The organism is Rhizobium zaerense, from assembly GCF_051810725.1.
Classification (GTDB): domain Bacteria; phylum Pseudomonadota; class Alphaproteobacteria; order Rhizobiales; family Rhizobiaceae; genus Rhizobium; species Rhizobium leguminosarum_I.
In genome coordinates this window covers 2,545,220-2,567,922 of record NZ_CM132690.1, presented here as the reverse complement: position 1 = coordinate 2,567,922, position 22,703 = coordinate 2,545,220, and the positions used below count along the sequence as shown (strand labels likewise).

The 22,703-nt window shown below is 63.0% G+C and carries 20 protein-coding genes and 2 pseudogenes; 14 read left to right on the top strand and 8 right to left on the bottom strand.

Annotated elements, in window-relative coordinates:
• Window positions 1–11 precede the first annotated feature (11 nt).
• The 5 genes and pseudogenes from ACS4RR_RS12390 to ACS4RR_RS12370 all read right to left on the bottom strand — a co-directional run bounded on the left by ACS4RR_RS12390 (window position 12) and on the right by ACS4RR_RS12370 (window position 6,585).
• Entirely contained in the window at window positions 12–278 is a 267-nt protein-coding gene (locus tag ACS4RR_RS12390) for a hypothetical protein (RefSeq protein WP_170261989.1), read from the bottom strand.
• Between the two features lie 112 nt (window positions 279–390).
• On the bottom strand, window positions 391–2,925 hold the full coding sequence (locus tag ACS4RR_RS12385) for a mechanosensitive ion channel family protein (protein ID WP_456188851.1): 2,535 nt from the start codon (window positions 2,923–2,925) through the stop codon (window positions 391–393).
• 92 nt (window positions 2,926–3,017) lie between these two features.
• Window positions 3,018–3,569 (bottom strand): DUF924 family protein, encoded by a 552-nt coding sequence (locus ACS4RR_RS12380; RefSeq protein WP_017964725.1) that lies wholly within the window; start codon window positions 3,567–3,569, stop codon window positions 3,018–3,020.
• A 228-nt stretch (window positions 3,570–3,797) separates the two neighbouring features.
• Window positions 3,798–4,861 (bottom strand): annotated as a pseudogene (locus ACS4RR_RS12375) (sensor histidine kinase).
• Window positions 4,862–5,140: 279 nt separating this feature from the next.
• Window positions 5,141–6,585, bottom strand: a pseudogene (locus tag ACS4RR_RS12370) (MFS transporter).
• A gap of 580 nt (window positions 6,586–7,165) precedes the next feature.
• On the opposite strand from ACS4RR_RS12370, the gene ACS4RR_RS12365 reads away from it, so the two are divergent.
• The 13 genes from ACS4RR_RS12365 (at window position 7,166) to ACS4RR_RS12305 (ending at window position 18,972) form a co-directional block, all read left to right on the top strand.
• Window positions 7,166–8,491 (top strand): ABC transporter substrate-binding protein, encoded by a 1,326-nt coding sequence (locus ACS4RR_RS12365; protein WP_017964728.1) that lies wholly within the window; start codon window positions 7,166–7,168, stop codon window positions 8,489–8,491.
• A 123-nt stretch (window positions 8,492–8,614) separates the two neighbouring features.
• Complete coding sequence (locus ACS4RR_RS12360; protein WP_017964729.1) at window positions 8,615–9,583, top strand: carbohydrate ABC transporter permease; 969 nt, start codon at window positions 8,615–8,617, stop codon at window positions 9,581–9,583.
• Window positions 9,580–10,533: a carbohydrate ABC transporter permease gene (locus ACS4RR_RS12355; protein WP_017964730.1), complete on the top strand. Its 954-nt coding sequence runs from the start codon at window positions 9,580–9,582 to the stop codon at window positions 10,531–10,533. The genes ACS4RR_RS12360 and ACS4RR_RS12355 overlap by 4 nt, the downstream gene beginning before the upstream one ends.
• On the top strand, window positions 10,530–10,742 hold the full coding sequence (locus ACS4RR_RS12350; RefSeq protein WP_017964731.1) for a hypothetical protein: 213 nt from the start codon (window positions 10,530–10,532) through the stop codon (window positions 10,740–10,742). Before ACS4RR_RS12355 ends, ACS4RR_RS12350 begins: the two co-directional genes overlap by 4 nt.
• Before the next feature lie 3 nt (window positions 10,743–10,745).
• Window positions 10,746–11,843: an ABC transporter ATP-binding protein gene (locus ACS4RR_RS12345; protein ID WP_017964732.1), complete on the top strand. Its 1,098-nt coding sequence runs from the start codon at window positions 10,746–10,748 to the stop codon at window positions 11,841–11,843.
• Complete coding sequence (locus tag ACS4RR_RS12340; RefSeq protein ID WP_017964733.1) at window positions 11,836–12,843, top strand: ABC transporter ATP-binding protein; 1,008 nt, start codon at window positions 11,836–11,838, stop codon at window positions 12,841–12,843. The genes ACS4RR_RS12345 and ACS4RR_RS12340 overlap by 8 nt, the downstream gene beginning before the upstream one ends.
• Window positions 12,844–12,896: 53 nt before the next feature.
• Window positions 12,897–14,540, top strand: coding sequence for a dihydroxyacetone kinase subunit DhaK (locus tag ACS4RR_RS12335; RefSeq protein ID WP_456188850.1), 1,644 nt, complete (start codon window positions 12,897–12,899; stop codon window positions 14,538–14,540).
• A gap of 46 nt (window positions 14,541–14,586) precedes the next feature.
• Window positions 14,587–15,207 carry a dihydroxyacetone kinase subunit DhaL gene (gene dhaL, locus ACS4RR_RS12330; protein ID WP_017964735.1) on the top strand — a complete coding sequence of 207 codons (621 nt, stop codon included), beginning with the start codon at window positions 14,587–14,589 and terminating at the stop codon, window positions 15,205–15,207.
• Window positions 15,204–15,602, top strand: coding sequence for a dihydroxyacetone kinase phosphoryl donor subunit DhaM (gene dhaM, locus ACS4RR_RS12325; RefSeq protein WP_017964736.1), 399 nt, complete (start codon window positions 15,204–15,206; stop codon window positions 15,600–15,602). The genes dhaL and dhaM overlap by 4 nt, the downstream gene beginning before the upstream one ends.
• The gene (locus ACS4RR_RS12320; RefSeq protein ID WP_017964737.1) at window positions 15,602–15,958 is read left to right on the top strand and encodes an HPr family phosphocarrier protein; all 357 of its coding nucleotides are present in this window, start codon (window positions 15,602–15,604) and stop codon (window positions 15,956–15,958) included. The genes dhaM and ACS4RR_RS12320 overlap by 1 nt, the downstream gene beginning before the upstream one ends.
• Window positions 15,942–17,519, top strand: a complete 1,578-nt coding sequence (locus ACS4RR_RS12315; protein ID WP_017964738.1) for a putative PEP-binding protein — start codon at window positions 15,942–15,944, stop codon at window positions 17,517–17,519. Before ACS4RR_RS12320 ends, ACS4RR_RS12315 begins: the two co-directional genes overlap by 17 nt.
• A gap of 1 nt (window position 17,520) precedes the next feature.
• On the top strand, window positions 17,521–17,928 hold the full coding sequence (locus ACS4RR_RS12310) for a hypothetical protein (RefSeq protein ID WP_010001912.1): 408 nt from the start codon (window positions 17,521–17,523) through the stop codon (window positions 17,926–17,928).
• Between the two features lie 51 nt (window positions 17,929–17,979).
• Window positions 17,980–18,972, top strand: coding sequence for a dihydroxyacetone kinase subunit DhaK (locus ACS4RR_RS12305; protein WP_456188849.1), 993 nt, complete (start codon window positions 17,980–17,982; stop codon window positions 18,970–18,972).
• Between the two features lie 68 nt (window positions 18,973–19,040).
• Here the strand turns inward: ACS4RR_RS12305 and ACS4RR_RS12300 are convergent, their stop codons facing one another.
• Together ACS4RR_RS12300 and ACS4RR_RS12295 are read right to left on the bottom strand one after the other, a co-directional pair.
• Complete coding sequence (locus ACS4RR_RS12300; protein ID WP_017964740.1) at window positions 19,041–20,405, bottom strand: chloride channel protein; 1,365 nt, start codon at window positions 20,403–20,405, stop codon at window positions 19,041–19,043.
• 201 nt (window positions 20,406–20,606) lie between these two features.
• A complete protein-coding gene (locus tag ACS4RR_RS12295) occupies window positions 20,607–20,999 on the bottom strand; it encodes a VOC family protein (RefSeq protein ID WP_017964741.1) in 393 nt (130 codons plus the stop codon).
• Between the two features lie 219 nt (window positions 21,000–21,218).
• Between ACS4RR_RS12295 and ACS4RR_RS12290 the strand changes: the two genes are divergently transcribed.
• A complete protein-coding gene (locus tag ACS4RR_RS12290) occupies window positions 21,219–21,701 on the top strand; it encodes a methyltransferase family protein (protein WP_026154192.1) in 483 nt (160 codons plus the stop codon).
• A gap of 140 nt (window positions 21,702–21,841) precedes the next feature.
• Here ACS4RR_RS12290 and ACS4RR_RS12285 read toward each other — a convergent pair whose 3' ends face one another.
• Window positions 21,842–22,612, bottom strand: a complete 771-nt coding sequence (locus ACS4RR_RS12285; protein WP_456188848.1) for an alpha/beta fold hydrolase — start codon at window positions 22,610–22,612, stop codon at window positions 21,842–21,844.
• Between the last annotated feature and the right edge of the window lie 91 nt (window positions 22,613–22,703).

Below are 22,703 nucleotides of genomic sequence, written 5' to 3'. Positions count from 1 at the left end.
TACGACAAGCGCTACTTGACGACGGCCGAGCCCTTGACGATGTCGATCGTCTCGCCGCCGTCGAGCCCGATGCGGTCGCCGTCGGGCGTCGCCATGAAGCAGCCGGAAGCGCAGAGGTTTTCCGAAGCGCCGGCATCGACCACGACCTCGACGCGCTGGCCGCTCTCGGTGATGACGAGCACGACGGCGGCTGGATCGGTGTTGGTGATGGACGCCGCTTCAGCCGCGGGTGCGGCAAGCAGCGGGACAAGCAGAACGGCGGCAAATCTTGCCATCATGTGCGGGGGCGCTGGCGCGCCCTCCCCTCGAACGATCGGTGCTGCCCCCGGCAGCGATCCCGATAGTGGAGATTATGCACAGATAGCTGTGAATGATGGCTGAATGACCCGTTCAGCCTTTCAGATTGCCGTCCGCCGTCTTGCCGCGCAATTGCCGCACCGGCCGCTCTTCCTCCTCCATGAGCACATCCCCCGATTTTTCCTGCTCGTTGGGTTGATCCCTGCCTGCAACGGGAAGGACGGGAGGAGCGTCCCGATGGATAGTGAGATCGCTCCGCGGCAGCGGGATCTCGATGCCCTCGGCCCTGAAGCGCTGGAGGATCTCGATCCTCAGATTGTTGCGCACCGTCATGCCGTCGCCCATGTCGGCGAGGAAGAAGCGCAGTTCGAAATCCAGCGAATAGGGGCCAAAGCGCAGGAATTCGACATGCGGCTCGGGATTGCGCATGACGAGCGGTATCTTGGCGGTCAGTTCCAGCAAGATATCCATCACCTTCTGCGGATCCGCGTCGTAGCTGACGGAAACGGGAATTTCCGAGCGGCCGATCTTGTTGCGGTGCGTCCAGTTACCGACCAAGCCGTTGATCAGCTCCGAATTCGGCACGATGATCGACTGCTTGCGGAAGGTCTCAATCTCCGTGGCGCGCACCGAAATGCGTTTGACGATGCCTTCAGCCGTGCCGGAAACGACATGGTCGCCGACCTTGAACGGCCGTTCGACGAGCAGGATCAGGCCGGAGACGAAGTTGGAGACGATGTTCTGCAGGCCGAAACCGATACCGACCGAAAGTGCGGAGGCGACGAGCGCGAAGCTCGACAGATCGATGCCGGCCGCCGAAACGCCGATGATCGCCGCGATGCCGACGCCGAGATAGCCGATGCCCGTCTTCACCGAATTGCGCACGCCGAGATCGACATGGCTTCTGGCCATCACATTGCCGTCGAGCCAGCGCTGCAGCCAGCGCGTCAGCAGATAGACACCGGCAAACAAGAGGATTCCGGTGCAGATGCCGAGCAGCGAGATGCTGATGCCGCCGAGCCTGACCTCGGTGAACAACCTGTAGGCAAGAATCTGCAGGTCCTGCACATGGAAGCCCCACATCAGCAGGATCAGCGGGATGCCGACGAGAAGCGCCACCGCATAGATGGCAAGACCGACAAGCAGGCCGGCCTGGTCGATCGCCACCGGCCCGAGCTTGAAACGGCGCGTCAGGAAGCTTGCGAAGAAGGTGTCGCCGAAGCTTTCCTGCCTTGATATCGCCTTGCCGGAAAGCAGGCCGACATACATGGTGACGACGACGGCGCCGGTAATGATGAGCTGCGTGGCGACGAAGCGCGCGAGCCCGACATAACCGGTGAGCGCGGTGAGGATGAGGCCGGCGCCGACGATCCGCAGGATGATCGCCATGCCGCGCGGCCAATGCCTTCCCGGCGCATCTGGATCGCCGTTCTTCGCCAGCATCGGCTTGCCGAACGAGACCGCGATCAGGATCAGGCCGATGATCAGCGCGGCGATCAGGCTTCTGACCACGGTCAGCACCAGCGGCGAGCCCATCGCCTCGCCGATCGTGCCGAACAGATAATCGAGCGCGTTGACGATCGCCATTGCCAGCAAGCAGTAGCCGATCGAGCGCGCGCCGAGATTGGAAAGCCGAACGAGGCGCCAGCGCGGTTCGTGCGGTGCAAAGATGGCATTGACGAAGCGGCCGACGAAATAGACGAGGCCGATCGCCCCGAACAGCGCGCCGATGACAGGTGCGATGTCGGGCCTCAGCACATTGAACCCGTTAAGGAAAAAGAATGAGGTGACGAGCAGCACCGATAGCGCCAGCGTGCGGATCAACGTCGACCAGAAGGCGATCGACAGCCGGCCGATATAGGAGGGGTTCTCGACAGCCTCGTCGCGCTGCAGGTAGGAGCCGAATAGCCGGTAGCTGCCGGAGAGAAGGATCAGGGCCGCGGCAAGCGACAGGAAGATCGCGGCAAACATCGGGAAACGCTTGAATTTCCAAACGAAGGTGGCCCAACTGGACAGGGCCTGCGAGAATTCTCTGGCCTCGTGCACGAAGGCGCTGGCGGCATCGTCGAGCACCGAGACCGAAATCTCGGTCCGCCTGAGCAGCGTATCGGCAAACAGCCGCCGCCGCATCTCGGTGATCTCGTTGACGAGCTTCGTCACCGTGATCGACAGGTTTTCGGCATCGCCCGTCAGCGCGTTGATCTGCGCGCGTTCGGCGGCGAGCGCATTGCGCTCCTGGGTGACGATCTCGGCTTCCGGCGGCTGCCCGTCCTTCGGCGGATCGCCGATCTCGGCAAGCCGGTTCTTGATCTGGTCGAAACGCGGCCTGAGATTGACCGATATGGTGATAACGGCGCGGCTGAGTTCATCGGCCTTGGTCGCAAGCCCGACGAGGGCGTCGTCATTGTCGGCATTCTGTTTGACGCCGTCCTGAAGCGCCGTCAGTTGGACCTTCGCCTTGTCGATCTCCTTTGTCGCCTGGTCGAGCGGGCTATCTGCAAGCGGCGCCTGCGCGGACGCCGGTGCCTGCGGCTCCTGCGCGAAAGCCGCAGCACCGTTGAAATGCGCGCCGGCAACCGCCAGCATCAGCAGAAGAATGGTGCGAAGCAGGATCGGTCTCAGCCGCAAAAGCGCCTCCGGGAAAGGTTGTCATCGGAATAGAATGCCAGCTTGTCTTAGTAAAGAAAGGCGACAGAAAGGCGGAAGCTCCCTGGAAAGCCTTAGAAACCGGCGCCGGGCTTGGAGAGATAGTCGCGTTCCCTCGCCGTCGACTCCCGCCCGAGCATGGCATTGCGGTGCGGAAAGCGGCCAAAGGCAGCGATCACGTCGCGGTGGCGGATCGCATAATCGAGATATTCTTCATCGCCAAGCGCGGCGAACAACGCTACCGATCGCTCCTGTTCGCCAAGGTCTTCGGCATGTTCGAAGGGCATGTAGAAAAAGGTGCGGCACGCGGCTTCTACCAACAGATCGGCGCCGGATGCCAGTGCGAGTTTGGCTTCGCGAAGCGCCAACCCGTCGGTCGCAACGGCAAGCGCCGTGCCGCGATAGATATTGCGGGGAAACTGGTCGAGCACGATCACAGCCGCCAGCCGGCTCTCCGCATCCGCCCGCCATTCGGCGCCAACATCCGCTGCAAGGGCCAGATGGGTATCGCGAAAGACCGTGCTGATCTCCGCGTCGAGGTCCGGCGTCGCGCGGAACCACAGCTCCCGGCCGCATCTGACGAACCAGAAATCATAGACTTCGCGTGGCGTACGGATAGTCGTCATGCTTTCTCTCCCCTAGCGTAAAGCTTGTTAATGCGGCGTCTGCAAACTGTTGTAAATATAGGGTAAACGGCGTGGCGTGAGGCCCCCTCATCCGGCTGCCGCCACCTTCTCCCCGAGGGGAGAAGAGACTTGCGGCAGCGCCTCGTTCCCCCTTCTACCCAGCGGGGAGAAGGTGCCGGCAGGCGGATGAGGGGGCTGCAAACTCAGCGCCCGGACGGGGAAAATCCCCTACTTCCCCTCATCCAACGAAAACACCAGCGTCGCCTTGGTTCCGTCGTGGCCGGGGTCATAGGCGAAATCCGATTTCAGGCTGGCGGCCATTGCTGTCAGAATGCGTGTGCCGAGGCCCGTTCCTTTCGCCGGGCTCGACGGATCGAAACCGGCGCCGTCATCCTCGACGATCACGCGTAATGCGCCATCTGTCTGGTCGACCATGACGCGGATCTCGCCCGGCACGCTCTCCGGATAGGCATATTTGAAGGCATTGGTGACGAGCTCGCTCACGATCAGCCCGAGCGTAATCACCTTGTCGGTCGCCAGATTGACCGGCTGCGCGGTAAGCACGATGCGGTGCGGCCGCTTGTCGTCGCGCATCGAGGTTTCGAGTTCGGTGAGCAGGCTGTCCAGATATTCGTCGACCTGCACCGAGCCGACCTGGCGGTTGGTATAGAGCCGGCGATGCACGCTGGCGATGGCGTTGATGCGCATCTGGGTTTCGTGCAGCGCGTCGATCGCCACTTGGTCCGTGGTCATCGAGGATTGCATGCGGATCAGCGCGCCGACGAGGCCAAGGCTATTGGCGATACGGTGATTGACTTCGGCGAGCAGCATTTCGGCAAGGTCGCGCTGCTGTCGGATCATCTCCTGCGCCTGCGCCGTCTCGCGGCGAAAACGCGTCCGCTCCAGCGCCTGTTCGAGGGCGGCGGCCAGCAGGTCGAAATAGTCGGCCGAGATCCCTTGAGCATGTAATCGTCGGCGCCGGCCTTCAGCGCCGCGACCGCGATGCTGATATCGTCCGAACCCGTCGCATAGATGACCGGCGGGTGATCCGGCATCGCCGCGATGCTGGGCAAAATATCGAGGCCGGTCTCGCCAGCCAGGACATGATCAAGCACGACGGCGTCGATACCGCCTTCGCCCAGTCTCGCAAGGCCTGCAGCGCCGCTCTCGGCCCACTCGACCGAAAAGCCGCGCCGACGGAGGTTTTTCTGCATCAGTAGAGCAAGCCCCTCGTCGTCGTCGATATAGAGGATGTGGATCAGGGCATCCGCATCGCCGCTAGAATTGTTCATTCCGTCTCCCGGCGTTCTCTCGCAGCGACGACCGCCCGCAAGCGTCCGAGTCGTCCGCATAGCAATGTCGTATTGCATTGGCCGCCTGGGGTAAACAGCGGTTGTCCCTCGCTCTTGTCGCAGGCGGCGCGGAAGGAGGATGTCGGGAATCCGGCATTTTCAGAACATGACCCTGGGCTGGCGAGCATCCCTATGGAAGCCGTTGAAGGAGATGGGAAAACGAAAAACCTGAAATGAGATGCATCAACGCCAAGCGACCCGTTTGGTTCCGTGGATAAGCTAATTTTTCTGGAATTTCCGATGACCCGATACTTCGGCTCCAGCCTCCGCCGGCAATTGCAGGAAGCGCAGCGATGAGACGACGCCGATCACGCCGACTACGATGAAAGCCCAGCGGAAATCGGCAAGGACGGGATTGCCGGCGCCCCTGAGAGCAGAGGCGATGTTGAGCACGGCCGCCGCCACTGCCACGCCGAGCAGCATCGATACCTGCTGCAGCATGCTCGACAGCGTCGAGGCCGAGCTTCGCTGCGCGGGGCCGATATCGGCGAAGGCGAGTGTGTTCAGCGCGGTGAATTCCATCGACCGTGAGAGACCGGCGAGAAAAAGCAGCGCATGGATGAAAAACGGCGGCGTCGTCGGCGACAGGAAACCGCAGGAGACGATCGAAAGCGCGGCGATCAGCCCGTTAACCCCAAGCACGGTACGAAAGCCGAAGAAGCGCAGCAGCGGCGTCGTCACCGCCTTCATGCTGAAATTGCCGAGGAAATAGACGAGCAGATAGGTGCCGGCGGCAATCGAGCTCAGGCCGAAGCCGAGTTGGAAGAGCAGAGGCAGCAGGAACGGCGTCGCATTGATCGCCATCCGGCAGGCCGTGCCCGCCGACAATGTCGACATCGAGAAGGTCTGGATGCGGAAGGCCGAAAGGTCGAGCAGCGGATTGTCGACGGCGAGGAAATGCCGCGTCGCCATGACCGACAGCACGATGCCCGCCGCCAGCATTGATATCACGGGCAAAAGCCCGCCGTCCCATTTGACCGAGAGTTCGAGGGCGGCGAGCAGGAAGGTCAGCCCCGCAGCGCTCAGCATAAAGCCCACGAGATCCAGCCGGCCGGGATTGGTCTCGCGCTGCTCCGGCACGAAGCGCAGCACCAGCGCCATGCCGACAATGCCGATCGGGATGTTGATCAGGAAGTTCCAGTGCCAGCTGGCATAGGTGGTGATGAAGCCGCCGAGCACCGGGCCGAGCACCGGCGCCGTCAGTGCCGGCCAGGTGATCAGCGCGATCGCCTGGACGAGTTCCGACTTGCGGGCGTTCTTGAGCACGATGATGCGCCCGACCGGCGTCATCAGTGCACTGCCCGCGCCCTGGATGGCGCGCCACAGCACGAATTCCGCAAGGCTGCCGGACAGCCCGCAAAACAGCGAGGCGCCGGTGAAGACGGCGATCGACATCAGGAAGATGCGGCGCGCGCCGAACCGATCGCCGAGCCAGCCGGACAGTGGAATGAAGGCGGCCATCGTCAGCATGTAGACGGTGATGCCGATGCTCATCGATACCGGCTGCACGTTAAAGCTTGCCGCCATCTGCGGCAGCGAGGTGGTGACGATCGTGCCGTCGAGGATCTGCATGAAGAAGGAAACGGCAACAACCAGCGCCACGATCTTCGCCTGGCGGCCGCCGCGGCCTCTTGCCCATTCTCGCTCGTGTCTGCCGTGGTCATCGATCTGCCAATAAAAATTCCGGATGACGCGGCAGGGAAACAGGAAGGAAGCCGATCGGAGATCTGCCGCGCGGGGGACACGCGGACATGGGAAGCCGCGCCGCGGACATGGGAAGCCGCGCACTGGCTGAATACGCCCCTTGCGTCCGGCCGGAAAGGCTAAATCTCGTACTCCGTAGGAATATTCCCGATACGTCGCTGCATCGACCCAGAAAGGATTCAAGAAAAAGGCCCCACCGAAGCGAGGCCAAGCTTGAACCGCTCCGGGGAAAAACAGGAGCGGCGTGCAGTCCATATCGTGCGATCGATGTCGCAGCGAGGCCAGATGTCGCCGCATCGGTACGCTCGTCAAAGAATTTCTCGAGATCTGCCGAAAAAAGATCGGCCCCAAAACTATCTGCCTATGTGGCGCGACACCTGTCGCATTGCAGCAACGATTGGCGCTTGCAATGTTTATAAAAATGGGTATCACTAAACATATTGCTAAACATGATGATTGAGGAGTTCATGTGAGCATTCTCTGAAGTGGGTGAACATGCGACGCCGGCGGGGAGCCGGCCCTTGGTTCTGGGAGGAACTTATGCAGAAAACATCGAAAGCCCTTTTCGGGCTGGCCACGGCATTCGTCATGTCGTCGGCATTGCCCAATCTCGCCAAAGCCGATGAACTGACGCTGTGCTGGGCCGCATGGGACCCCGCCAATGCGCTCGTCGAGCTGTCGAAGGATTTCACCGCCAAGACCGGCACGCAGATGAAGTTCGAATTCGTTCCCTGGACGAATTATGCCGATCGCTTCCTCAACGAGCTGAATTCCCACGGCAAGCTCTGCGATCTCATCATCGGCGACAGCCAGTGGATCGGCGGCTCGGCCGAGAATGGCCACTACGTGAAGCTCAACGACTTCTTCGACAAGGAAGGCATCAAGATGGATGACTTCGTGCCGGCGACGGTCGTCGGCTACTCGGAATGGCCGAAAAACACCCCGAACTACTGGGCGCTGCCCGCCATGGGCGACGTCGTCGGCTGGACCTACCGCAAGGACTGGTTCGAGAAGCCGGAACTGCAGAAAGAATTCAAGGAGAAATACGGCCACGATCTCGCAGCGCCGAAGACCTACGACGAGCTGAAGCAGATCGCCGAATTCTTCCAGAAGCGTCAGATCGACGGCAAGACCGTCTACGGCGCCTCGATCTATACCGAGCGCGGCTCCGAAGGCATCACCATGGGCGTGACCAACGTGCTCTACGATTGGGGCTTCCAGTACGAGAACCCGAAGAAGCCCTATGACATGGAAGGTTTCGTCAACTCGGCCGATGCTGTGAAGGGCCTCGAATTCTACAAGTCGCTCTATGATTGCTGCACCCCGCCCGGCAGCTCCAACGTCTACATGGTCGAATCCGCAGACGCCTTCAAATCCGGCCAGGTCGCCATGCAGATGAACTTCGCCTTCACCTGGCCCGGCCTCTACAAGGACGAGAAGGTCGGCGGCAAGAGGATCGGCTTCTTCCCCAATCCGGCTGAAAAGGCCCACTTCGCCCAGCTTGGCGGCCAAGGCATCTCGGTGGTCTCGTACTCCGACAAGCGCGATGCCGCCCTGCAATACATCAAGTGGTTCGCACAGCCGGACGTGCAGGCCAAATGGTGGGAACTCGGCGGCTTTTCCTGCTTGAATTCCGTCGTCAACGCGCCAGGCTTTGCCAAGAGCCAGCCCTATGCCCAGGCCTTCCTGGACTCGATGGCGATCGTCAAGGACTTCTGGGCAGAGCCGAGCTACGCCTCGCTGCTGCAGGCCATGCAGAAGCGCGTTCACAACTACGTGGTCGCCGGCAACGGCACCGCCAAGGAAGCGCTCGACGGTCTGGTGAAAGACTGGAGCGACGTCTTCAAGGACGACGGCAAGATCTGACGCGTGGCATCCCTGATGCGCGCCATCCTCGACAGGATGGCGGCCCGGATCGGCAGACGAGCCGGGCCGCCAGATCTCTCATACCCCAAAAGACCCCGTACCCCAAAAAGACCAGGTGAAGACTTGACCATTTCCCATTCCTCCATCGTCGAGAAGGCGGCCGATGCAACCGCGAGGGCAACGCCTTCCTCGGTCGCCCGGCGCGTCCGCGGCCTTTCCGACAGGGCGATCGCCTGGCTATTCATTGCCCCTGCCATCACCCTGCTGCTCGCGATCAACATCTTCCCGCTGCTTTGGGCGGTCTATCTCTCCTTCACTAATTACCGCGCCAATCGGCCGAATGCGCCGGTCGTAGGCGTCGGCTTCGGAAACTACCAGCGCGTTCTCAACGATCCCGATATCTGGCAGGCGATGCAGACCACCGCGCATTTCGTCTTCTGGACGATTGTACTGCAGACGGTGATCGGCTTTACGCTCGCCTATCTGATCGACCGCAAGTTTCGCGGCCACGCCTTCTGGACGACGATCATCCTGATCCCGATGATGCTGTCGCCCGCCGTCGTCGGCAATTTCTGGCGCTTTCTCTACGAGCCGCAGATCGGCCTCTTCGCCTATGCCGTGTCGCTGGTCACAGGCATTCCGACATCGGATATCCAGATGCTCGGCAACGTTACGCTGGCGCCCTGGGCGATCATCATCGTCGATACCTGGATGTGGACGCCTTATGTGATGCTGATCTGCCTCGCCGGCCTGCGCTCGATCCCCGATTATATCTATGAGGCGGCCGAGGTCGACCGTGCCTCGCCCTGGCGGCAGTTCTGGTCGATCACCGTGCCGATGGCCCTGCCTTTCATCATGCTTGCCGTGCTTTTCCGCGGCATCGAGAATTTCAAGATGTTCGACATGGTGACGCTGCTCACCGGCGGCGGGCCAGGCTCGATTACCGAGGTCGCCTCGATCACGCTGAAACGCGCCGCCTTCGAAAGCTGGGCGACCGGCCGGGCCTCGGCCTTCGCCATCATCCTCTTCGTCGCGGTGTTCGGCCTCGCCAACATCTACGTCAAGGCATTGAACAAGGTGAAGCAACGATGAGCGCCGCCAACTCAGCCCATTCGGTCGTCGAACCGAGCCTGTCCAGCAAGCGCATCGCCGGCACCATCGTCGTCCTCTATGCGCTGATCACCTTCATCCCGCTCGTCTGGATCTTCCTGACCAGCATCAAGTCGCCGCCGGATTCGATCAGCTATCCCCCGAAGATCGTCTTCACGCCGTCGCTCGAGGGCTATTGCAACCTGTTCACCACGCGCACGCGCCAGACGCCTGATTATATCGCCTCGCTGCCGGCGCCAGTCGGCACCTGCGATGAAGTGACGCGCAAGCGCAACATGGTGATCGCCGGCCCATCGAACTTCCTGCCGCGCTTCGTCAATTCGCTGGTGATCGCCTTCGGCTCCACCTTCCTCGCGGTCTTCCTCGGCACCCTCGCCGCCTATGGTTTTTCCCGCTTCAAGATACCGCTCGCCGACGACTTGCTATTCTTCATCCTGTCGACGCGGATGATGCCGCCGATCGCCGTCGCCATCCCGATCTACCTGATGTATCGCGAGCTCGGCCTGTCGGACACGGCCTTGGGCATGATCCTGCTCTACACCGCCGTCAATGTCTCGCTCGCCGTCTGGCTGCTCAAGGGTTTCATCGACGAAATCCCGCGCGAATACGAGGAAGCGGCAATGATCGACGGCTATACGAGGCTGCAGGCCTTCCGCAAGGTTGTGCTGCCGCAAGCGACCACAGGCATTGCCGCCACCGCGATCTTCTGCCTGATCTTCGCCTGGAATGAATATGCCTTCGCCGCCCTCCTGACCTCGGGCGAGGCCCAGACCGCGCCGCCCTTCATCCCGACGATCATCGGCGAAGGCGGGCAGGACTGGCCGGCCGTCGCCGCCGGCACGACAATTTTCCTGATCCCGATCCTGGTCTTCACCATTCTATTGCGCAAGCAGCTGCTGCGCGGCATCACCTTCGGAGCCGTCCGCAAATGACCCACCTGATCGAAACACGCACTCCTGCTCGCCCGAAACGGCCGTTCTTTCTGCGACGCGGCCCGATGGAGACCATTGCCACCGTGCTGATCGGACTCGGCTTCCTGATGCTGTTCCAGCCCTTCCTGCTGGTGCTCTACACCTATTCGCTGGTGACACTGCTCACAGGCACCGTCATGTTCATCATCGTCTCGAAATTCCCGGAGTGAACCATGGCGGACATCCGGATCGAAAATCTCCGCAAGGAATTCGGCAGCTTCGTCGCCGTTCAGGATTCGAGCTTCACCGTCCATGACGGCGAGTTCCTGGCGCTTCTGGGCCCCTCCGGCTGCGGCAAGACAACGACGCTTCGCATGATCGCCGGCCTCGAGCTGCCGTCGAGCGGCAAGATCTATCTCGATGGCGAGGACGTCACCTTCAACCGCGCCAGCGCCCGCGACATCGCCTTCGTCTTTCAGCTCTTCGCGCTCTACCCGCATATGAACGTGCGTAGGAATATCGGCTTCCCGCTGCTGTCGCAGGGGATGCCCAAGCCCGAAATCCGTCAGCGTGTCGAGGAGACCGCGCGTCTGCTGCAGATCGACCATATTCTCAACCGCTCGGTCTCCGGTCTTGCCGGCGGCGACCGGCAGCGCGTGGCGCTCGGCCGCGCCATCGTCCGGCGCCCGAAATGCTTCCTGATGGACGAGCCGCTCGGCACGCTCGACGCCGAATTCCGCGAGATCATGGTTCACGAGCTGCGCGAATTGCACAACCGCATCCACGCGACCACCGTCTACGTTACCCACGACCAGCATGAGGCGATGGCGATGGCCGACAAGATCGCCGTCATGAACCATGGTGTCATCGAGCAGTTCGGCACGCCGCAGGAGATTTATGCCAAGCCCGCGACCATGTATGTCGCCGATTTCATCGGCTCGCCACCGATGAACTTCATGCGCTTCACCTCCGGCCTGAAAAGCGGCGATCGCTCCATCCTGCTCGACGGCGTCGATGTCGCCGTTCCCGAGATCCACCAGGACATGGCCGAACGCGAACTGGCGCTCGGCGTGCGGCCGGAGCATATCCGCTTCAGCGACGCCTCGGCGCTACGCGGCGCCGTCTATGGCAGCGAATATCTCGGCACCAATCAGGTCGTGGCTGTGGAAACCCCGGGCGGCGTGATCAAGGCCCGCGTTCCCGCCAATCGCAGCTTCCAGATTGGCGAAAGGGTCGGCCTCGAATTCAACCCGGCGAAACTCGCGCTCTTCGACTGCACCTCGGGCCGCGCGGTCCCATCCTCGCTTTATCAGGAGACCCGGCATGGCTGATGTCGTCCTCAGGAACCTCGCCAAGCGCTTCGGCGACACCCAGGCTTTGGCCGACCTCGATCTTTCGATCCGCGACGGCGAGTTCGTCGTGCTGCTCGGTCCGACAGGCGCTGGCAAGACCACGACGCTGCGGTTGATCGCCGGCCTCGAAAAGCCCGATAGCGGCCGCATCGAGATCGGCGGCCGCAATGTCGCCACTGAGGCACCCGCCGAGCGCGACGTCGCCTTCGTGTTCCAGCAATATTCGCTCTATCCGCACATGACGGTTTACGAAAACCTCGCCTTCCCGCTGAAGGCGCCGGTCCGCAAGCTGAGTGCGCAGGAGATCGACCGGCGCGTGCGCGAAGTGGCGCGCATGGTCCGGATCGACCACAAGCTGGAAAACCGCTCAACCAGGCTTTCCGGCGGCGAGATGCAGCGTGTCGCGATCGGCCGGGCGTTGGTGCGCAAGCCGGCGATCTACCTGATGGACGAGCCGCTCTCCTCGCTCGACGCCAAGCTGCGCGCCGAACTGCGCCTGGAGCTGAAACGCATCCAGAAGGAACTCGGCTCGACGCTGCTCTATGTCACTCACGACCAGGTTGAAGCCATGACCATGGCCGACCGCATCGGCATCGTCGCCGAGGGACGGCTGATGCAGGTGGGAACGCCGAGCGAGATCTACGGCAATCCAGCCAACCTGCATGTCGCGGCCCGTCTCGGCCAGCCGCACATCAATCTTCTGCCGGCGGACCTCTTGCCGGGCGGCGGGCCGCCGCCCGGCACGAAGACCGTGGGCGCCCGCACGGAGCATCTCGATATCATTGTCGGCAAGGACGCCAATGCCGAGATCGACTGGATCGAGCATCTCGGTGACCAGAACCATCTGCACATCAGAGTCGGCAATCACAAGCTCGTCACACTTGCAGATCCATATCTGGCGATCGCGCCGGGCGACCGGATCAGCCTGACGCTGCGCGATCCGCTTTATTTCGATGCGGCTGGACAGCGCCTGTCCTGACCGGCAAACAGACTTGATGATGGCATGAAAAACAAACAGACGGGTCTCAATCGATGAAACACTTCTTCAACCGCAGGGAAAGCATCGTCACCGAAGCCTTGGACGGTCTGCTTCTGACGAGCAGCAAGGGTCGTCTTGCCCGCCTCGACAGCTTTCCCGACATCAAGGTGATCCTGCGTGCGGACTGGGACAAGTCGAAGGTGGCGATCATCTCAGGCGGCGGCGCCGGCCATGAGCCCTCCCATGCCGGCTTCGTCGGGAAGGGCATGCTGACGGCTGCCGTATCCGGCGAAATCTTCGCCTCGCCGAGCGTCGATGCCGTGCTGACGGCGATCCGCGCCGTGACCGGCGAAAAGGGCGCCCTGCTGATCGTCAAGAACTACACCGGCGACCGGCTGAATTTCGGCCTTGCCGCCGAAAAAGCGCGCGCCGAGGGCTTCGACGTCGAGATGGTCATCGTCGCCGACGATATCGCCATTCCCGGCATCAACCAGCCGCGCGGCGTCGCCGGCACGCTGTTCGTTCACAAGATATCGGGCTATCACGCCGAAAAGGGAGAGGACCTGAAGACGGTGGCAAGCCATGCCGCGGCAACCGCCGGTGACATCGTCTCGCTCGGCATGTCGCTCTCCACCTGCAGCGTGCCCGGCCAGGCACATGAGGATCGCCTGGGCGAAAACGAAGGCGAACTCGGCCTCGGCATCCATGGCGAGCCCGGCGTCGAACGCATCACGCTGCAGCCGGTCGTCGATATCGTCTCCACCATGGTGGCACGCCTGTCGCCTGCGCTGCACAAAGGGGCAAATTATGCGCTCCTCATCAACAATCTCGGCGCAGTGCCGCCGCTCGAAATGACCATCATTGCCAAGGCCGTTCTGTCCTCCGCACTTGCCGATCGCATCCGGCTGATCATCGGGCCTTCGCCGATGATGACCGCGCTCAACATGAACGGCTTCTCGCTGTCGCTGATCCGGCTGGACGCCGTGCGCGAGGCCGCTCTGACGGCAGCGGTCGAGCCGCATGCCTGGACGCCGGCCGTCGAACGCCACGAGATCGAGGTCATCGCCGCACCGAGATCATCAGGCGGACTGGACAGCGCCAACGGCACGGCCGGAGAAAATGATCGCAACCGGCGCCTGATCACGGCGCTCTGCGAGCATTTGATCTTGCAGGAAAGCGACCTCAACTGGCTGGACGGCCGCGTCGGCGATGGCGATACCGGCTCGACGGTGGCGACGGGCGCCCGCAGCGTGCTGGCCCGCCTCGACACGCTGCCGCTCGACCGGCCGGCGGCAACGCTTGCCTCGCTCGGCGATATCCTCGGCACCAGCATGGGCGGATCGAGCGGCGTGCTGCTGTCGATCTTCTTCACCGCCGCAGCAAAGGCGATGGCTGACAAGGCCGATATATCAGCCGCTCTTCTTGCCGGGCTCGACAGGATGACGTTCTATGGCGGAGCCGCGGTCGGCGACCGGACGATGGTCGACGCGCTGTCACCTGCCCTGCAGGCGCTTGCATCCGGCGATGTCGTCGCAGCGGCAAAGGCAGCGGCAGCCGGTGCCGAGTCGACGAAGACGATGATGAAGGCGAGAGCCGGCCGCGCCTCCTATGTCGGCGAAAGGGATCTGGCGGGCGTTGCAGATCCCGGTGCCGTCGCGGTTGCCGGCGCGTTCGGCGTGGTGGCAAGCCTCGCCTGACCGGAGTAAAGTTTGAGAGCCTGCGGGGCGCGCGGTGACAGGGAGGATGACAGTGCAGGCGGAACCGGTGCTTGTGGCAGGGTTGATCGAGGTGTGCCGCGCGACGATCGCGGCAAACACCGATCACCTCTGCGCGCTCGATCGCGCCATCGGCGATGGCGATCACGGAACCAATATGCGGCGCGGCTGCGAGGCGGTGAGCGCCGAAGGCGAAACCCTGTCCGGCCTGCCCTTGCCCGACGCCATGGAAAAGATCGGCCTGACCCTAGTAATGAATGTCGGCGGTGCGGCCGGGCCGCTCTACGGCACGTTGCTGATGGAGATCGGCCGCGAGCTTCGCAAAAACGACGAGAAGGCCGATTTCTCGCAGGTGCTGAAACAGGCGATCGATGCCGTCGCAAGACGCGGTCGGTCGCATGCCGGCGACAAAACCCTGCTCGACGTGCTCTATCCCGTGCATGCGGCACTCGCCAGCCGCTCGCCGCTCGGCGCAATCGCCCGCAGGGCCGAGCGTTCCGCCAACCGCACCGCTGACATGAAGGCGATGCGCGGGCGCGCCGCCTATCTCGGCGACCGCTCGATCGGTCATGTCGATCCCGGCGCGTCGAGCTGCGCGCTGCTGACCACGGCGATCTGCCGCTATCTCGGGGAGCATCGTCCGCAATGAATGGAAAGACCGCAAATGTGGGCATCGTGATCGTCTCCCACTCGCCGCTGGTGGCACAGGGGATCGCCGATATGGTGCGGCAAATGGTGGGCGACAGCGTGCCGCTCGCCTGGTCGGGCGGCAATGTCCATGGTGAACTCGGCACCGATGCCGGCGGCATCCTGAGGGCAATCGAAGCCGCTTGGTCCGATGCCGGCGTCGCCGTCTTCGTCGATCTCGGCGGCGCCGAAACCAACAGCGAGATGGCGATCGAAATGCTGGGCTTTCCCCGCGCGGCCCTCGTCTCCATCTGCAACGCGCCGCTGGTCGAAGGCGCCGTCATCGCCGCCGCCGAGGCGTCGGGGGGCGCGTCGCTGGCCAAGGTCGTCGCCACAGCCGAGGAACTGTCCCCCTGATGACCAGCGGATTGCGTAGTGAAAAACAGGAGCCCGAGCCATTGCCCGAGCCATTCAAGGTGAATTGCCAGACGGAGATAGAAGTCAAGCACGGCGTCGGGCTGCATGCCCGCCCCTCCGTTACCTTCACGCGGCTTGCCAAGTCCTTCCCCTGTTCGATCGAGATCGCCGTCAACGGCAGCGACGTCTGGCTGAACGGCAAGAGCATCATCAAGATCATGGGCGCGAAAATCCGAAAAGGATCGATTCTCCGGATCCGCGCCGACGGCATTCTCGCCGAAGAGGCGATCCGCGCGCTGAAGGAACTCATCGAGCGCAACTTCGATGAGGAAAAGAAACATGGCCGCACCGCTTAGGCTGACAGCAAAGAGTGCATCCCCGGGCATCGCATCCGGCCCGGCCTTTCTGGCCGAGCGGCCGGACGCCCCCGCGCCCAGCACGGCCGGCGGATACGGCGCGCTCGAGAAGGCAATCGACATCTCGATCGGCGAACTCGAGCGCCTTGCCGACGGAGCCGATGCCGAAAGCCGGGATATCATCGATTTCCAGATCGAGGTGCTGCGCGATCCGACCATCGCGGAAGCGACCGGCGCGCGCATGGAAGCCGACGAGAACGTCGTCTTTGCCTGGGTCGCCACCCTCGACGCCTATATCGGCGAACTCGAAGCGGCCGACGAAGAGCAGATGCGGGCACGCGCCGTCGATATTCTCGACATCAAGAACCGTGTGCTTGGGGCGCTCGCCGGCACCCCGATCGCCGATTTTCCGCCCGGTTCGATCTTCGTTGGCAAGGATATGGAGCCGAGCCGCTTTCTCGCCCATGACTGGTCGAAAGGCGGCGGCATCGCGCTGTTTTCAGGCAGCACCGCCGGCCATGTCGCCCTGCTCGCCCGGGCCAAATCGGTACCGATGGTGATCGGCACCGGCCGCTTTTCGGCAGCGGACGGAGATCCGGTCAGAGTGGATGGCGATGCCGGCGCGGTCGTCCTCAAGGCCGGCGGCATACTGATCCCATCGCCGATGCCCGCACGAACTTCTGCCGCCGACGCGCAAACCGAATACGGCGAACTGCGCACGGCGGACGGCGTGCCGATCCTGCTCTCCATCAACATCAACGACCCCGCAGAGATCGACGCGCTCGATCCGGCGACGGCAGGCGTCGGCCTGATGCGCTCTGAATTTTCAGTCGCCTCGATCGCCGAGGCCGCCAATGAGGAACGGCAGCTGGCGATCTATCGCCGCGTGCTGGAACAGGCGGGCGACAGGCCGGTGACCATAAGAATGCTGGATATCGGGGGCGACAAGCCGCTCGCCGGGTTCGAAGACCTGCCTAGTCTCTCGGCCTCTGGCCTGCGCGGCATCCGACTGCTGCTTGCCCGGCCGGAAATCGCCCGCGTGCAGGCCCGCGCCCTGCTGCGCGCCGCCATCTTCGGCAAGCTTTCGGTGATGCTGCCGATGGTGACCTTTCCCGACGAGATCGACAGGATGCGCGAATTGTTCCGCGAGGAAGCCGAAAAGCTCGGCCGCCGATCCCTGCTCCACCGGATGCCGCCGATCGGCATGATGGTGGAGGTGCCGGCCGCAGCGTTGATGCTCGATACTTTCGGGTCAGCAGCATTCTTTTCGTTCGGCACCAATGATCTTACCCAGTATCTCGCCGCCTCCTCTCGCGACGATATCGATGCCGATACCGGCAAGGCCGCACCCGCCGTGCTCCGGCTGCTTACCCAGGCGGTGAAGCTGACTTCCGGCAAGCCACTCAGCATCTGCGGCGACATGGCCGGCAATCCGCACCATCTGCCCGGGCTGCTCGCCGCCGGCCTCCGGCATTTTTCCGTGGCGCCGGCCCGGCGTCCCGCGATAAGATCGGCGATCATCGGGCTCAACGCCGATGGCACAAGGGCAGCCGGAGAGTAGAATGGCGCGCGAAGACACCGAAGACGCCATTATCGCCTACAAGTCCATTCTGGCGCAGATTATCGACAACAGGCCATCCGGCACGCGCCAGCGCCTGGCGACGGCGCTTGGAAAACATCGCAGCTTCGTCACCCAGATCACCAGCCCGACCTATGCGACACCGCTGCCGGCGCGCCATCTCGCGACCATCGTCCGGGTCTGCCATTTCAGTGCCACTGAGGAGGAACGTTTCCTCGAAGCCTATCAGGCCGCCCATCCCGGCAAGCTGCCGGACCTCGGCCATTCCGAGAAATTGCGGCACCTTTCGCTAATGGTGCCCGACTTCGGCGACGACAGGAAAAACCGCCTATTGGAAGAGGCGATCTCCGATCTGGTGCAGAAGATCGTCGCGATATCGGGTGCTGAATGACGAGTGCGCTGGTTGACGTAGCGTAATACTTTTGGCCTTGGGAGGGGCTTGATGAAGAAGTTCATGAACACTGCGGAAACCATGGTCGCCGAAAGCGTCGAAGGCTTCGTGCGCGCCCATGAGGCCTTGGTGGTGTTCGGGCCTGAGCGCAGATGCATCCGCCGCCGCCATCTCACCGCTGGCAAGGTGGCGCTTATATCAGGCGGCGGTGCCGGCCATGAGCCGATGCATATCGGCTTCGTCGGCCAAGGCATGCTGGATGCCGCCTGCGTCGGCCATATCTTCACCTCTCCGACACCGAGCCAGATCATCGCCGCGATCGAAGAGGCCGATACCGGCGCCGGCTGCCTGCTCGTCGTCAAGAACTATGACGGCGATCTGATGAATTTCGAAATGGCGATCGAGATGGCCGGCGACCGCCACAACCTCGACATGGTCGTCGTCAGCGACGATATCGAGACATCAAGGTCCGGCGAAGGTAATGGCCGGCGCGGTGTTGCCGGAACGCTGATCGTCGAAAAACTCCTGGGTGCTGCGGCCGAACGCGGCATGTCGCTGGCCGAATTGAAGCAGCTTGGCGAGGGATTGAACACACGCATCCGCTCGATGGGTGTCGCGCTGAACGGCGTGACGGTGCCGCAGACCGAGCGCACGACATTTTCGCTGGGGCCCGGCGAGATGGAAATGGGCGTCGGCATCCATGGGGAACCCGGCCATGCCAGGCAGCTCTTCGCCGCCGCCGACGCGATCATCGGCCATCTCTGCGAGACCATCGCCGGCGACATCGCAGTGACGCCGGGTACCCGCGCACTGCTCTTCGTCAACGGCCTCGGCGGCACGCCGCCGGCCGAACTCTACCTCGCCTATGCCGGCGCCCGCCGCTTCATCGAGGAACGAGGCATCCCGATCGAGCGCTCGCTTGTGGGAACCTATGTCACTTCGCTCGATATGCAGGGACTGTCCGTCACCCTTGCTTTGTTGATCAACGAGGAGATCGCACTCTGGGACGCGCCGGTGGCGACGGCGGCGCTGCGTTGGCCATGACCAGTAAGCCGGGCGGCGCAAGACTCTGCCTCTGCCAGCCGGCAAAAGCGTACCATCGCCCGACGCCGTCACTCGCCCCGCAGAGCCATTGTCTCCTCGCCTCTGTCGGCCGCGCGCCGCGCCCGGATGGCGGCGGCGATGAAGACGCGCGAGAGGCCGTGATAGAGGGGCTCGCGGGACAGCACGCGCGAGGTGATATAGCCGATCATCGAGACGGCCATGATCGGAATGACGGCCTCATGGTCGCCGGTCATCTCCAGAATGATCACGAAGGCGGTCATCGGCGCCTGCACCACGCCGGCGAAATATCCAGCCATCCCCAATATCGCCGCCAGCGCAATGCTCGTTCCCATCAACGTGCCGACGGTGCTGCCGAAACCGGCGCCGACGGCGAGCGAGGGTGCGAAGATCCCGCCCGGAATGCCTGAAATCATCGACAGGAAACTGGCAGCGAGTTTCTCGACAAAGAAAAGCAATGGCAGGGCGTGACCCTCGACGGCGCCCCTCGCCTGCTCGTAACCGGTGCCGAAGGTCGCGCCGCCGGATGCAACGCCAATCACCGCAACGGCAAGACCACAGAGCCCGGCAAGCGCCAGCATGCGCCTCAGCGGCTGCGGCTGCGCCCAGCGCCGGATACGCTGCCCGAAATGCAACGCGAAACCGCTGAAGGCGGCGCCAAGCGCGCCGCCGCCGACGCCGCAGACGAGAACCAGTCCCCAATCGCGCGCGACGGTCGGCGCGGCCGAAGCAAAGCCGAAATAATTGTAGCTGCCGGAGAGCCCGAGAGCCGCGAGCCCGGAAAGGATGACGGCCGTCAGCACCAGCCCGTTGGCGCGCGATTCATAGGTGCGGCTCATCTCCTCGATCGCAAAGACGATACCGGCAAGCGGCGTGTTGAACGCCGCCGCGATGCCGGCGGCCGATCCGGCAAGGATCAGCCCACGCGCCTGCGCCACGCCACCGAAGCGGGCGACGGCGAGCATGATCGATGCACCCACCTGCACGGTCGGCCCCTCGCGGCCGATCGAGGCGCCGGAAAACAGCCCAAGCACTGTGAGCACGATCTTGCCGAAGGCGATCCGCAGCGACAGCAGCCGCGTGCGGTCGGCCTCATCCCTCAGGTGCCTGGCGGCGATCGCCTGCGGAATGCCGCTGCCTTGCGAATTGGGAAAGAGGGTTGCCGCAAGATAGGCCGCCACAACGAAGCCGAGCGGCGTCAGCATCAGCGGCAGAACGAATGCCCATTCCCCCGAGGCAGTCAGGCTGCCGAAGGCCTTCTGCGCGAGATCGGCGAGTTTTGCGAAACCGACGCTGATCACCCCGATCGCCAACGCCCCGCACCAGAACACCAGCCGCGGTCGCCAAAGGGAAAACGAGCCCCAGAAAACACGGGAGCGGCGCAGAAGCTTGGATTTCCTGATGAGAGAGGGCAAGGAACGTCTCTATTCCAGTTGCGGCATTACAAGCAAGCGATGATATATACTAGGTCTCATTGCCCACGGATGGCGGCAAGGCGAGCGCAGGCCCGCTATGTCGCCGAAGAATACCTGATTCCTTAGCGCGCGTAAGGGCACCGATGGACGCAGCACTTGCGGCGAGCAGACCCATCGGCGGCGGCTCCCTTGGCGCCACGCTCACGGATTCCAGCCGCCGCTGCCATAGGGACGCGTGATGATTTCAAGCAGATGGCCGTTCGGATCTTCGAAATAGACACCGCGCCCACCGTCGTGGTCATTGGTCTCATCGGGCTTCCGCTGACCGGGGTCAGCCCAGTAGCTCAGGTTCCGCTCGCGAATTCGGTTGAATATCGCCTCGAATTCAGCGTCGCCGACGAGGAAAGCGTAGTGTTGGCGAGCGATCTGACCTTCCGTTTCCATGTAGTCGAGATTGGCGTCGTTGTCGGTTGTGACCATGTGGAACGGCCCCCAGCGCCGCGGCGCCGGCAACCCTAACATATCGGCCAGGAAATCTGCCGAGGCCTTGCTGTCGTGAGCCGACAGGATGGTATGATTGAAGTGGATGGCCATAGTGGTTTCTCGCAAATGAGGAGCTGCAAACTCGATGGAAGCTTTGCCGGTTAACACCCGCGGCCGCCTCTTGTTCCGAACTTCGACCGCGCCTCTCCGCCTTCAAATCTCTTTCGAAACGAGGTAAACTCCATCGGTGGAGGAGCCGCGACAAATGGCACGAAACACGCTCCCCATGCGCTGGTATTCCGGGGACCACGAGATCGGATGGGTGGCGGCATGAACGAGGCGAACGGCAATTTGCGCGACACTTCAGGCGCCGCGGTGCGGCCGCCGATCGCTTGGGCGCTGACGGTCATCGCCGGGCTCGCGCTTAACTGGCTCTACGCGCTGCCGTTCATGCCGGCGGCCGTGCCGGCTGGCGTGCTCGGCGGCATCGTGTTCCTTGCCGGCCTAGCGCTACTGATCTGGGCGGCAGCAACCTTCCGCCGGGCGGGGACACAGGTCCAGCTCAGCCGGCCGACGACGACGATCGTCGACGAAGGCCCCTATCGCTTCACGCGCAACCCGATCTACATCGGTATGTTCCTCGGCCTCATCGGCCTCGCCGTCGCCTTCGACAGCCTGTGGCTCATCCTCCTGCTGGTGCCGTTCTACCTTGTCATCCGCTATGGCGTGGTTGCTCGCGAGGAGGCCTATCTCGAGCGGAAATTCGGTGACGGCTATCTCGCCTACAGGGCTCGCATCAGGCGGTGGCTGTAGCGAGACGAAGAAGCGTCGACCTGCTGAAACCCGAATGACGGAAACGGGTCGAGATACGACCCTCGCGGCATCATGGCCATCGCCAAGCAAGCCGGCGATCGGCATCGCCGCTTCACCGGCCGCTGAGATCAGTTCGTGTTCTACCCCGCCGCCTCGATGATCAGCCGGGCGATCTCGTCAGGGTGGGAGATCAGCGACAAATGGCTGGCCTTCACCTCGATCGTCTTCGCCCCCATGCGCTTGGCCATGAAGCGTTCGAGATCGGGATTTATCGTCCGATCCTCGGTCGAAACGGCATACCAACTCGGCTTCGAACGCCAGGCCGCCTGTATCGTCTTGCCGGTCAGCAGCGCCTTTTGGAATGGCTGCTGCACGGCATAGAGAATTTTCGCCTTCGCCTCCGGCAAGTCGCCTGCGAAATCGCGCAAGAAGGCTTCCTCGCTCAGCCGACCTTCGTCGCCGTCGAAGACGATGCCGGCCGAAGCCGGCGGCGTCGGAAAGGTCTTGGCGAGAGCAGTATAATCCTCACCTGCATCCGGCGCCCGCGCCGCCACATAGATGAGCGCCGAAACATCAGGGTGCACACCGGCCTCGGTGACCATCATGCCGGAAAACGAATGCCCGACCAGAACCGTCGGCCCATCCTGCCGGTCGAGCACCCGCTTCACGGCAGCGACGGCCTCGGGCAGCGTCGTCAGCGGGTTCTGCACCGCCGTGGCATTGAGCCCAGCCGCCTGCAGGCGCGCGATCACCTCGGCCCAGCAAGAGCCGTCGGCAAACAATCCGTGCGCCAGCACAACGTTGTGCGCCTTAACGGGAGCGGATGTCGCGGCGATGCCGCGGGTAGCAAGCAGAGAAGTAGCGGCGCCAGCAATAAGGGCAGCCGAGAAGGTCCGTCTGTTCATCATCATGATCTGGTTCCTTGTGCGTCCGGTGGCTTGCTGAAACCGTTGCCGACAGGGTGGCGATAAGAAGGCCCGACATCAAATCTCCAAAGCTCGC